At 41.1% G+C, this 12,623-nt stretch carries 12 protein-coding genes; 2 read left to right on the top strand and 10 right to left on the bottom strand.

The annotated features are described in order from the left end of the window. Positions 1-8: 8 nt before the first annotated feature. From lpxK to LZZ98_RS06730, 9 genes are all read right to left on the bottom strand, one after another. Entirely contained in the window at positions 9-1,013 is a 1,005-nt protein-coding gene (gene lpxK / locus LZZ98_RS06770; protein ID WP_237787183.1) for a tetraacyldisaccharide 4'-kinase, read from the bottom strand. Between the two features lie 3 nt (positions 1,014-1,016). Next, complete coding sequence (gene msbA, locus LZZ98_RS06765; protein WP_237787182.1) at positions 1,017-2,744, bottom strand: lipid A export permease/ATP-binding protein MsbA; 1,728 nt, start codon at positions 2,742-2,744, stop codon at positions 1,017-1,019. Then, the gene (locus tag LZZ98_RS06760; RefSeq protein ID WP_086174973.1) at positions 2,741-3,166 is read right to left on the bottom strand and encodes an ExbD/TolR family protein; all 426 of its coding nucleotides are present in this window, start codon (positions 3,164-3,166) and stop codon (positions 2,741-2,743) included. Before LZZ98_RS06760 ends, msbA begins: the two co-directional genes overlap by 4 nt. A gap of 8 nt (positions 3,167-3,174) precedes the next feature. Next, positions 3,175-3,813: a MotA/TolQ/ExbB proton channel family protein gene (locus tag LZZ98_RS06755; protein ID WP_237787181.1), complete on the bottom strand. Its 639-nt coding sequence runs from the start codon at positions 3,811-3,813 to the stop codon at positions 3,175-3,177. 27 nt (positions 3,814-3,840) lie between these two features. Then, positions 3,841-4,728 (bottom strand): ParB/RepB/Spo0J family partition protein, encoded by an 888-nt coding sequence (locus LZZ98_RS06750; protein WP_237787180.1) that lies wholly within the window; start codon positions 4,726-4,728, stop codon positions 3,841-3,843. Further along, on the bottom strand, positions 4,725-5,507 hold the full coding sequence (locus LZZ98_RS06745; protein WP_086174970.1) for a ParA family protein: 783 nt from the start codon (positions 5,505-5,507) through the stop codon (positions 4,725-4,727). The genes LZZ98_RS06750 and LZZ98_RS06745 overlap by 4 nt, the downstream gene beginning before the upstream one ends. Before the next feature lie 24 nt (positions 5,508-5,531). Next, the gene (gene rsmG, locus LZZ98_RS06740) at positions 5,532-6,164 is read right to left on the bottom strand and encodes a 16S rRNA (guanine(527)-N(7))-methyltransferase RsmG (protein ID WP_237787179.1); all 633 of its coding nucleotides are present in this window, start codon (positions 6,162-6,164) and stop codon (positions 5,532-5,534) included. 84 nt (positions 6,165-6,248) lie between these two features. Then, on the bottom strand, positions 6,249-6,938 hold the full coding sequence (murU, locus tag LZZ98_RS06735) for an N-acetylmuramate alpha-1-phosphate uridylyltransferase MurU (protein ID WP_237787178.1): 690 nt from the start codon (positions 6,936-6,938) through the stop codon (positions 6,249-6,251). Further along, complete coding sequence (locus LZZ98_RS06730; RefSeq protein WP_237787177.1) at positions 6,939-7,952, bottom strand: aminoglycoside phosphotransferase family protein; 1,014 nt, start codon at positions 7,950-7,952, stop codon at positions 6,939-6,941. It lies immediately after the preceding gene. 119 nt (positions 7,953-8,071) lie between these two features. Between LZZ98_RS06730 and LZZ98_RS06725 the strand changes: the two genes are divergently transcribed. After that, positions 8,072-10,519 carry an LPS-assembly protein LptD gene (locus tag LZZ98_RS06725; protein WP_237787176.1) on the top strand — a complete coding sequence of 816 codons (2,448 nt, stop codon included), beginning with the start codon at positions 8,072-8,074 and terminating at the stop codon, positions 10,517-10,519. Then, on the top strand, positions 10,519-11,823 hold the full coding sequence (locus LZZ98_RS06720; protein WP_237787175.1) for a peptidylprolyl isomerase: 1,305 nt from the start codon (positions 10,519-10,521) through the stop codon (positions 11,821-11,823). Before LZZ98_RS06725 ends, LZZ98_RS06720 begins: the two co-directional genes overlap by 1 nt. Positions 11,824-12,034: 211 nt before the next feature. Here LZZ98_RS06720 and hfq read toward each other — a convergent pair whose 3' ends face one another. Further along, positions 12,035-12,553 carry an RNA chaperone Hfq gene (hfq, locus tag LZZ98_RS06715; protein WP_237787174.1) on the bottom strand — a complete coding sequence of 173 codons (519 nt, stop codon included), beginning with the start codon at positions 12,551-12,553 and terminating at the stop codon, positions 12,035-12,037. Positions 12,554-12,623 lie beyond the last annotated feature (70 nt).

The raw sequence follows: 12,623 nt of genomic DNA, 5'->3' as shown, positions 1-12,623 counted from the left end.
GATGAACCTTAAGAAATTTGAATACCGAATTGCTGTAATTGCTGACCTAATACATCATAGCACTGTGCTGAAAGCACCGCTTCAACCGGAACCACCCAGATTTCGCGATTAAAATCAGGATTTTGCTTTAATAATGGCAAAAGTTTAACCGCATCTTTTTCCGTGGTAATAATAGGATTTGCATCTTCAAATTGCAGATCAGTGATTTCATAATCATAGTGATCTGGAAATTCATGACACTGGAATTGATGAATACCCATAGACTCTAAAGTGCTATAAAAACGCTGTGGAAACCCAATACCGACCACGGCATAAAAATTATCATCCGGATTAAAGGGTTTGGCTTCCATTGCATTTAGCAAATAGGGATCTGTAACTTCAAGATGCATATTTAAAGCAGATGTCGGCTCAACTGCATGCTCAATGACAGTCGCTGTTGCTAATCGGCTTGGAGGTTCGCGTAAATATCCCTCAGGCAATAGCTTTTGATTGCCGAGACCACGATTTTGATCTAACACAATCCATTCAATTTGACGTGCCAAAGCCCAGTGTTGCAAACCATCATCACTGATAATTAAATCTAAATCATACTTTGACAGTAAATATTCAATACTCTGTTGCCGATTCGAACCCACCACCATCGGCACACCGGTAGACTGCACAATCAGACAGGGTTCATCTCCAACAACTTCGGGTAGCGATTCCAGATCGACATAGGCTGGGAAAGGCCCCTTTCCACCATAACCACGACTAATCACGCCCACGCGAACATCTTGAGCTTGCAGATAATTAACCAGCTGAATCAGCAATGGTGTTTTCCCGCTGCCCCCAACAGTAATATTGCCAATCACCATCACCGGAACGGGTGATTGATAGCTGGTTTTAATGCCTAGCTGGTAAAGTCTTTTATTCAGTAAAAAACCACCACGATAAATCCATGACAAAGGTCTAAGCACAATCAACCACTTGGCCTGTTTATTCCAAGCATCTTGAATCAATTGTGCTACTGACATAAATCAATGTTCCTCGAAATTACGCTGATGTAATTGATAATAAGCACCCTGCTTGGCAATCAATTCTGCATGATTACCTTGCTCCACAATTCTACCTTTATCCATCACTACAATACGGTCAGCATTTTCAATGGTAGATAAACGATGTGCAATCACAATGGTGGTACGGTCTTGCATGGCTGCATCAAAGGCTTTCTGGATAAAGTATTCCGATTCATTATCGAGTGCACTGGTGGCTTCATCAAGAATCAGGATCGGCGCATTTTTCAGAATAGCACGGGCAATGGCAATACGCTGGCGCTGCCCACCTGAAAGATTTAAACCTTGTGCGCCTAATTGTGTATCATAACCTTGTGGTAAAGCCATAATAAAGTCATGCGCATAGGCTGCTTTTGCTGCTGCAATGATTTCCGCTTCCGATGCATTCTCCAGTTGTCCATAAGCGATATTTTCACGCACAGTGCGGTTAAATAACACCACCTGCTGGTTCACCATGGCAATTTGGTTACGTAAAGTATTAATTTCCAGCTCTTGAATGGCATACTGATCTAAATAAATATTGCCTGAACTCAGTTCCTGAAAACGTACCAGCAAATTGACCAGAGAAGTCTTTCCCGCTCCTGAACGCCCCACCAAGGCAATGGTTTCACCCGCCTTAACATCCAGGTTAAAATCATGAATCGCATGATGACCATCTGCATAAATTAAATTTGCGTTCTGGAATTGAATGTTACCTTTAAGTAGCGGAGTAACCGTGCCGGTATTTTGTTCTTCTGGTAAATCGAGCAATTCAAAAACTGAATGCGCAGCAGCCATACCGCGTTGTAATTTCTCATTCACATCGGTTAAAGCTTTAATCGGCTTGCTTAACATACCCGCTGCTGTAATGTAGGCAACAAACTCACCTGCACTGGTATCACGTAAAATTTCTGGTCGTAACGCAATCCAGATGATAATCCCCATAGCCAGCGACATAATGAATTGCACTACAGGACTATTCAGCTGCTGTACCACCACCATTTTTAAACCACGTTTCAAGTTTTCCAGCGAATTGTTGCGAAAACGAGCCTGCTCGTATTCTTGTCCACCAAAACCCTTAACGATTAAATTGCCATTCACCGTTTCCTGCACCACATGGTTAACATCCCCCATGGTATCCTGAACCTGAATAGATAATTCACGCATACGTTTTGAGGCTTTACGAACCAGCAACCCCATTAACGGAGCAAAAATAAGGATAATAAGGGTAAGTCGCCAGTTGCTATACAATAAATACCCTAACAACCCAATGGTGATCAGACCTTGTTGAACAATGGTTTTCAGCGATTCAGATGAAGCAGCGGTTAATTGCTCCACGTTATACATGATTTTAGCGGTGATATGACCACTGGTATTATCCAGATAATATTGCGATGGAAGCTTAAGCAATTTGCCAAAAACTTCCTGACGAATATTAAAGACTAAATTCCGGGAGATCACTGCAGTATAATAGCCCCCAATAAAGGAACCTAAACCGCGAAAAAACATCAATAAAATAACCAGGAAAGGAAATATAGAAGTAAAGCTCTGGTCTCTATGCTGAATTGCGGTAATGATTTTTTCCAGTAATTTCGCAATCGATACTTCAGTCGCAGCACTGATGGCAAAACCAACAAAAACCAGTATCGCTATACCCCAAAAAGGTTTCAGATATCCTAAAAGACGCAGGTAGACTTTAAAATCTTGCTTCACTCATAACCTCTAGACGGAACTTTGGTACTAATATTGACGTTAACAAAACCTAACTGTCCTGCCACATCCATTACACGAATCACATCCTGATGCGTTGCCTTGGCATCAGCAGCAATAACAAACATTAAATCACGACGATCATTGGAAATCTGTTTAATTGCAGTACTTAAATCTGCAATATCCTTGGTCGCAATCGATTGTCCATTAATAGAATAATGCCCTGAAGCATCAACTACCACTTCAATTTTATGATCATATTGTTTAGGTGGTACACCTTGCGCATCTGGCAGGGTTAAATTCATGCGGCTAAACTGGTTGAATGTGGTTGATAACAGTAAGAACACCAAGATAAACAGCAAGCAGTCGATCATGGGGGTCAGGTTAATGTGAATATCTTCAACTTGTGTGCGTTTGAATTTCATTTTTCACCTTAACCTGCTTTTCTAATATCTTGTTCTTGATCTGTAGAATTTTGATAGAAAAGTGCTGCATGAAATAAGGTCGATTGTTGCTCAAGTTCTGCAATATATTCTTGAACCAAACGCTGAAAATAGCGATAGGCAAACAATGCCGGAATAGCAATAAACATCCCTGCTGCAGTAGTGATCAAGGCTTTGGAAATACCTGGAATCATTAAAGTCGGATTGCTATTGGTACCCAAATCAATCACCAGAAAGGATTCGATAATCCCCAGTACAGTACCTAACAAACCCAATAATGGTGCTACAGCACTGAGTGTGCCCAAGAAGTTGATATTTTTTTCCAGATAACCAATTTCTTGCGATGCAGTAGCTTCCATTTGTGCACGAGCAAATTGTTCATTGTGATTTTTACTTTGGTAACCCGCCATAAAAATGCGCCCCAAAGTCGTACTTTGTAGCACTTGATTCTGTTGCAACTGCTGCATGACCGCTTCGGCATTTTGCGCTGGATTTAACAACAATACCTTAGGCAAAATCATGGTTTTTTTTAACCGAATAAAGCGTTCAATCGTGATTGCAGCGGTAAAAATTGAACATAAAACCAGTGGCAGCATAAGCCATCCACCCGCCTTGACTAATTCCCACATGTTTTTCCCCAATAAAAAACAAAAATATTATTCTGCAAAACAGATATTTAATATCCCATCTAGCTCATCAAGCGAGTGATATTGAATAACCAGTTTACCCTTGCCTTGTTTATTATGATCAATTTTCACATCTGCACTAAAACGCTCAGCCAAACGCTGAGTCAATTGTTGAATATCTGGCGCAACTTCCGCTTTGGCTTTTTCTTGTTTTGGCGTATTTAACTCACGCACCAATTGTTCGGTTTGGCGTACAGATAAACTTTTCTCAATCACATGCTCTGCAACCTTAAGCTGATCTTTCGCTTTTAAGGTCAAAATTGCACGCGCATGCCCCATATCCAGCAAGCCTTGCTGCATAAAGTCTTTTACCGATTCAGCCAGTGTCAGTAAACGCAACAAGTTACTGACTGTAGTACGCGCCTTACCTACCGTGTCTGCAATTTCCTGATGACTTAAACCAAATTCTTCATGAAAACGCTGTAATGCCATGGCCTGGTCAATCGGATTCAAATCTTGACGCTGAATGTTTTCAATCAATGCCAGCGCAATCGCCACCTGATCGTTCAAGTCACGAACAATCGCAGGAACTTCGGTTAAACCCGCCAGTTGTGCAGCACGCCAACGGCGTTCACCGGCAATAATTTCATAGGGATATTTTTCATCATCGATCGGACGAATCACAATCGGCTGCATCACCCCGTGTTTTTCAATAGAAGCAGCAAGCTCCTGCAAATCCTGTTCATGAATAAAACGTCGCGGTTGATATTCACCGCGTTTTAATAAATGCACATCTATCTGTTTTAGCTGACCATGATCTAAAGCTTGAGCTTCCATTTGTAATTTTTCTTTCTGGATTGACCCAAGCAAGGCATCCAAACCACGACCTTTAGCTAGTCCGCGTTTTTTTGTGGTCATGCGTTACTTCCTTTTTTTACTTTGCTTTTCTTTAACATTTCAGCAGCCAGATTTAAATAGGCAACCGCACCCTTCGAGCTTTTTTCAAAATAGATAATCGGCAAACCATGCGCAGGTGCTTCAGCCAATCGTACATTACGCGGAATGACCGTTTCATACAGTTTTTTACCGAAATATTGTTCCAGTTCTTCAGAAACATCACGGGTTAACGCATTACGCGCATCATACATGGTGCGCAGCACACCCACAATTTGCAGATCCGGATTCAAAGCCTGCTGAATACGGTCAATGGTTTGAGTTAAATCAGCCAAACCTTCCAGGGCATAATATTCACATTGCATTGGAATCAGCACACTCTGCACAGCTGCCAAAGCATTGACCGTAATCAAACTCAAGCTGGGTGCACAGTCAACAATAATATAATCAAAAGAAGATTCAATTTCTTGTAATGCGTCACGCAAAATATATTCGCGGCCATCCTGTTCAGCAATAGCAAGTTCTACACCAGCCAGGTCACGGTTAGCACCTAAAACTCTATAACCCACTTCTGCTTTGGTAATTGCGGTTTCAATTGGAACTTCGCCCAATAACACATCAGTGACCGAATACAAAAGATCATTTTTCTGGATACCAGACCCCATCGTGGCATTGCCTTGTGAATCCATATCCACAAGTAAAACGCGCTTTTTCAAAACAGCTAACGATGCTGCCAAATTTACTGCGGTTGTGGTTTTACCTACGCCACCTTTTTGGTTCGCAATCGCAATAATTTGTGCCATGGTGACCCCAATCCTTCGAAAAAATTAAATATGTTTCAATAAAAGCAAGTGACGTTGTTCGTCTAAACGCGGAACTTTAAGTTCAATAATCTCGCAACTAAATTGATCTTTTAAAGCATCCACTTCATCTGCAGGAATTAAACCTTTCATCGATGCAATAATACTTTGCTCATGCATAAAGGGTTGAGATGCAGCTACAAAATCAGTTAAAGAGGCAAATGCCCGACTGGTAATGACATCGAACTGACCCAGTTCCTGAATGCTTTCTTCATTTTCAACACGTGTTTGTACCGCAACCACATTTTTTAGTTTTAAATCAGCAATAAACTGTTTCAGGAAACGGATTTTTTTACCATTTGAATCCAGCAATACACATTGGCGTTCAGGTTGGCATAATGCAATGATCATGCCCGGCATACCGCCACCAGTCCCAATATCAAGCAAGCGACCTTGTGGTAAATCTTTCAAAATACTCAAGCTATCCAGTAAATGCTTCACCAGCATTTCTTTCGGATCACGAATCGCGGTCAAATTATATGCTTTATTCCACAGTACCAAAGCATCCTGGTATTTGAGTAATAAATTTAAAGCCTCATCGCTAAGCTCCAAACCCAAAGCCTGACTACCCTGCTTAAGTTCTTTAAAAAACTGATGCATATACAAATAACGTCTCGAAAAGTTAATGGAAGTATACCGATTTATACAACAAGTCACAGTAGCTTATGCTTAGTGAATATGCACTTAGTCGTACAAGCCTTGCTTAATTTGTTGATCCAGTACATTTAATCGTTCAGGAGTGCCAACATCTACCCAAACACCCTGCATTTTGGATGCAGAAATTTGTTGCTCAAGCATAGCTTGCTTTAACAAAGGTGCGAGTGGTCGCTTGCCGTTTTCTAGGCCTGCAAACATGCGGGGATGAATCACCGCAACGCCACTATAAGTCAGTGCTTCACCTTGCTGATCTTGATCAAAAGTATAACCACGACCATTGGCCAGGATAAAGTCACCCTGCGGATGTTGAGCCGGATTATCGACAAAAACCAGATGAGCGAGGTCATTTTCCAGTTTCACATCCAGTAAAGTTGAAAAATCCATGGTGGTCCATACATCACCATTAACCAGAATAAAAGGATCTTCACCCAAAAGCGGCAAGGCATTAATAATACCCCCCGCAGTTTCCAAGCCTTCACCTTCATGAGACCACAAGATATTGACGCCAAACTCTGAACCATCTCCCAATGTCTGGACAAGTTTTTCGCCCAGCCATGCAGTGTTGATGACAATATCCGTAACGCCAATCTTTTGCAGTTTTTCAATATGCCAAACAATTAATGGTTTGCCACCCACTTCCAGCAATGGTTTTGGTGTATGCAGAGTCAGTGGACGCATGCGGTTACCCAGACCCGCAGCAAGAATCATGGCTTTCATTTATGCAGCAACCTCATAACGACCATATTTGGCTTCAAACTTCGGCATTACTTTAGCCTGAATAAACTGCATAAAGGGTTGTAGTTCTGCATAAGACTGACTTTCTTCCAGCAAATACCACATCACGCGCGGTAAATCCTTGAGATAACCTGACTTGCCATCACGCTCAAACAGACGCACAAAAATACCCAAGATTTTGATATGACGCTGAATCGCCATCATATCGGCATCTTTTTTAAACTGCTCGAAATCACGGTCCTGCTTTGCTGATTCCGGCAACAGGTCATAGAAGGTTTTGAACCAGATATAAACACGGTCTGCATTCCACTGCACATAAGCATCACGGGTAATTGAAATCAGGTCATAAGTATCTGCACCAATCACGGCATCCTGAAAATCAATTACGCCCAGATCAGTTTCGCCTTCAATTTTCATCAAGTTACGGCTATGAAAATCACGGTGTACAATCACTTGAGGTTGTGCCAAAGCAGCATTGGCTAAAATGGCAAAACTGCGTTTAATTAAAGCACTTTCTTCTGCTGTAGGCTGAATTTGCAATGAAGGCAACATCCAGTCAGTCAGCAATTCCATTTCAGAAATCAGTTTTTCATAGGAATAATTCGGAAAATGATTTGTTCCATCAATTACTTGTAATTGAATCAATTGTTTAAAGCTTTGCGCATAATAAGCATCTACAGTTTGCTCATTCAGCAAGGTAGAGAGCAAAACATCGCCAAAATCTTCCAGCAATAAGAAGCCTAGTTCCAGGTCTTTAGCAATAATATGTGGTACACGCACACCATTCTTATCAAAAAATTCATCGATCGTCACAAAAGGCCCACAATCTTCTTTTTCTGGTGGTGCATCCATAAGCATAAATGTTTTATTATTCAATTTGATTCGTGCATAACGACGGAAGCTTGCATCGCCTGCCAAAAAATGAGTTTCAAATTGATCTGAACCAAGTACAGATGTAATCCATGTTTGTATCAATTGTTCACGTTGTGTATTCATTTGCGATAAATTCTAATACAGGCTGAGTTTTTAAAGTGCTAAGTGTAGCCACTTATCAACTTTTTCTCTATGATGCGAGGATAATTAATTGCGATTAAGCATACTTGGTTAATGAACAAATGAAGCATCAGTTTAAATTTAATCCTTTAGCGACTGCTATCTTTACCCTTTTATGTGGCAGCTCGATTTCAAGCTATGCTGAATCCACAATTCCAGCTTCGACTGTCGACAACCAAAAAATGAAAGACAGTATTCAGGAATCATATCCTGGACAACAATTTTTTGAACAATATTATGTAGACAAATCCTCACCTGAAGCCCAGCAACGCCAAGGACAGTATTTAAGCTCTGCTTATTGTCAAGGAGCCTGGATTACCCCGATTAGTCCTGAAACCCAGCCTGCAGACCCGGAAAACACAACCTCTACAGTAACAGCCGATTATGGTCATTATGATCCAAATGGTGATTCGGTATTGGAAGGCAATGTGCTGATTGATCAGCAAGGTCGTCAAATTCGTGCTGATAAAATCACCATTGATCAAACCCAGACTTATGCCAATGCCCAAGGTCGTGTACAAATGGCACAGGGCGGTTTACTGGCACAGAGTGACCAGATCAATTACAACTTAAAAACCCAGCAAGGCGACCTGAATAACAGCTTCTACATTTCTGAAGAGCAGCATGCGCATGGCCATGCGGAAAAAATTGCCCGCACCTCAGAAAACGTGGTGGTGATGAACAATGCAACCTATAGCACATGTCCACCAGATGAAACGCCAACCTGGAAAATTCAGGCCAATAAAATTACTTTAAATAAAGAAACCGGACGTGGTGAAACACGTGGAACCAAACTTTATGTAAAAGATGTTCCCATTTTAGCAGTACCCTACTTCAACTTCCCGATTGATGACCGCCGTACCACAGGTATTTTGACCCCAAGTTTCGGATTTTCTAATGATGGCGGTGTAGAGCTTGGAGTTCCGGTTTATTTAAACCTGGCACCGAATTACGATGCGACTGTCACTCCACGATATATTGCCAATCGTGGCGCCATGCTTGAAGGTGAATTCCGCTATTTAACGGAAAATTTTGGCTCGGGTATGGTTTGGGGTGGTTATCTAGCTTCGGATAGTAAATATAACGACCAAGACCGTAAAGATTTACATTTTTTACATAACTGGCAAATCAACGACCAGTTTTCTACCAATCTCGAATATAACTATGCATCAGATAAAGACTATTTTTCTGATTTAAATAACAATCCCAACTCCAAGACCGACTTAAACTTACGCCGTGCCTGGGAACTGAATTATAAAAATGGCATTCCGGGATTAAAGGCCCAGCTCAAGGTGGAAGATTTCCAGACACTGGACAAGACTGTTCCATCTGAAGACCGTCCTTATGCTCGTCTACCACAGTTTTTATTGAATTATAAAAATGGCAATCCATTAGGCTTGCAATATGAATTCAATAATGACACCGCTTACTTCAAAAAAGACATCTCCGATTTTAATAGTACAACTACAGAGCCAAGCGGCACACGTATTTATAATGATTTTGCAGTCCGTTACAACTACCGTAATCCATGGTCATTTGTCATTCCGGAAATATCACTGCGTAATATCAATACTTTCTATGATCAAAACACGATTGCAGCTCAAAACATTCGCTCATCGGATGAAACAAAGTCTGTCACTGTACCGCAATTTACTTTAGATACAGGCTTAACCTTTGAAAAAGAAGGTAAATATCTACAAACGATTACCCCTCGCGCTTTTTATGCCTATTCTCCGTATAAAAACCAGGATACTTATCCAAACTTTGACTCTACCACCGCCTCTATCAATTATGATCAGTTATTCAGTCCACGCCGTTTCTATGGTCATGACCGACTTGAAGACAACAATTTCTTATCTTTAGGTCTAAGTTATAGCCTGTTTGATGAAATTGGTCTGGAACGCTTAAAAACCAGTGTAGGCCAAAGCTTTTACTTTGAAGACCGTCGTGTCAGTCTAAATAATGAATCTGACCAGTTTGATACTGAACGTCATACCGGACCAGTCTTAAGCGTTTCTAGCCAACTATCACAAAATTTCACTATTGGCGCAAATTCAGCCTGGATGTCAAATGGTGACAATGCTCAGCGTGACTTGCAACTGTATTATACCGGCAATCAAGGCAACCTTTATAACCTAGGCTATTTTTATCGCAAAGATATTCCAAACCGACAAAAGCAATATGACCAAGTGGTTGCATCTTTCATTCAACCTGTAGCAAATAACTGGCGGATTTTAGGTCATGCCCAATATGATCTGGACAATAACGTCGCTCGCGAGTATTTATTAGGTGTAAATTATGAGTCATGTTGCTGGGGCATTTCGGTTTATGGACGCTCTTATTATAATGACCTAGATGATGTAAATGCAGATGGCGTAAATGCAAAACGCGCGATTATGGCTGAAGTCAGCCTCAAAGGTTTAGGTGGTTTCAACAAAAAGCTTTCATCATTACTAGAAAACCGTATTCTAGGTTTTAATAAAATTAATCAATCTTGGACACAACGTTAATGAAGACAATACAGTTAAAACATTTTTTTAAAGCGACTGCTCTTGCTTTAGCTTTATCTTCATCAATGACTACATTCGCGCAACCCTCAGATGAGGTGGTAGCCTTGGTAGACAATAGTGTCATTTTAAAAAGTGATTTAGAACAAGGTATTGCCGAACTCAAACATCAGCTTGAAGCGCAAAAAAAACAGCTTCCACCTGAACAGTATTTACAGCAACAGGCACTTGATCAGCTCATTATTCGTCAAGCGCAACTCGAGCAAGTTAAACGCTACAATATCAAACCGAACGAAAAAGAACTGAATGAAGCTGTGCTTAAGGTCGCGGGCCAATCGGGTAGCAAGAGTTTAGAAGCATTCCAACAAAAGCTCGACGGTATTGCACCAGGGACTTATGAGTCTTTGCGTAATCGTATCGCAGAAGATTTAGCAATTAACCGCTTGCGTCAACAAGTGGTGATGTCACGCATTAAAATTAGTGATCAGGATGTAGAAAATTTCTTAAAGACCCCACAAGGTCAAGCTGCTTTAGGCAATCAGGTTCACGTATTGCATGTCCGCATTTCTGGTGAGAACAACATAGAGAAAGTGGCCAAACAAGTTCAAGCTGCTCTCAAAGAGAGTAATAATATTCAGGCCCTTGATAAAAAATTCACTGCAAATGGCGTAAAAGTTGAAAGTGCCGATATGGGCTTTCGTAATCTATCCGACATCCCTGGTGAACTGGCTGCACGTGTAAGCCCGCTACAAGTTGGACAAACCACAGACCTGATTCCAGTTCGTGATGGTATCCATGTATTAAAACTGGTGGATCGTAAAGGTGCAGATCAGAAAGCGATTGTACCTCAATATCAGGCACGCCACATTTTGATTCAGCCTTCTGAAGTGGTGAGTCCGGAAAATGCCAAACAGCAAATTGACAGTATCTATAACCGCTTAAAAGCAGGTGAAGATTTTGCCGTATTGGCCTCTACTTTTTCCACTGATCCGGGTTCTGCACGCGATGGCGGTAGCTTAGGCTGGGTTAGCCCGGGTGTGATGGTGCCTGAATTCGACGCTCAAATGAAGAATACCCCTGTAGGTCAAATCAGTGCACCCTTCCAGACTCAATTTGGCTGGCATATTCTTCAAGTGACTGATACACGCCAGCAAGATATGACGGGTGAATATCAACAACGTATGGCACGTCAAATTCTAGGTGAACGTCAATTCGATGCTGAACTGGATAGCTGGTTACGTGAAATTCGCAGCAATGCTTTTGTAGAAATCAAAGACTCAAATCTGGACCGTAAAAAAAATAAATAACCCTTCGACGATTTGAGTTAAAAAAACCAGTTGTTTTAACAACTGGTTTTTTATTACTGATAAGAAAACTGATTAAGGTTTGTTGATATTTCATATATGAATTTATGCCCAAATTGAGCAAACATAGATGAATTGTCTACAGTATTTAATTAACTCATTTACCTCAAAATAAAAAAGCCTCTCATAAAGAGAGGCTTTTAAGAATTAACAATTAACGATTATTTTCGTCATCTTGAGAATCTTCAAATTTTGTTTCGCCTTCAAAACCTGGGTTTGCTTGACCACCGAAGCCACCTTGAGCACCAAAACCACCTTGACCACCGAAGCCGCCTTGTTGACCACCGAAGCCACCTTGACCACCGAAGCCACCAGTTTGACCGCCAAAGCCACCTTGACTACCAAAGCCACCTTGACCACCGAAGCCACCTTGACCACCGAAGCCACCTTGACCACCGAAGCCACCTTGAGGCTGACCACCACCAAAGCCACCAGCGCCTTGAGCACCGGCAGGAGCACCAGCAGGACGTGGGTTACGTGCAGGAACAACTGTAGAAATGGCATGTTTATAAACCATTTGACTTACAGTATTTTTCAACAAAACTACATATTGGTCAAATGATTCAATATGGCCTTGCAATTTAATACCATTCACCAGGAAGATAGAAACAGGAATACGTTCCTTACGGAGAGAATTTAAGAACGGATCTTGTAAAGTTTGACCTTTAGACATGTTATAACTCCAAAAAATTTAAAAATCAGCGCAAAAAACTATCTTTATTTCTCAATAAAAATTATAAAAA

The sequence above is a fragment of the Acinetobacter sp. SM34 genome (genome assembly GCF_022012365.1).
In the GTDB taxonomy this organism is placed as follows: domain Bacteria; phylum Pseudomonadota; class Gammaproteobacteria; order Pseudomonadales; family Moraxellaceae; genus Acinetobacter.
This window is presented reverse-complemented; position numbering and strand designations above follow the sequence as displayed.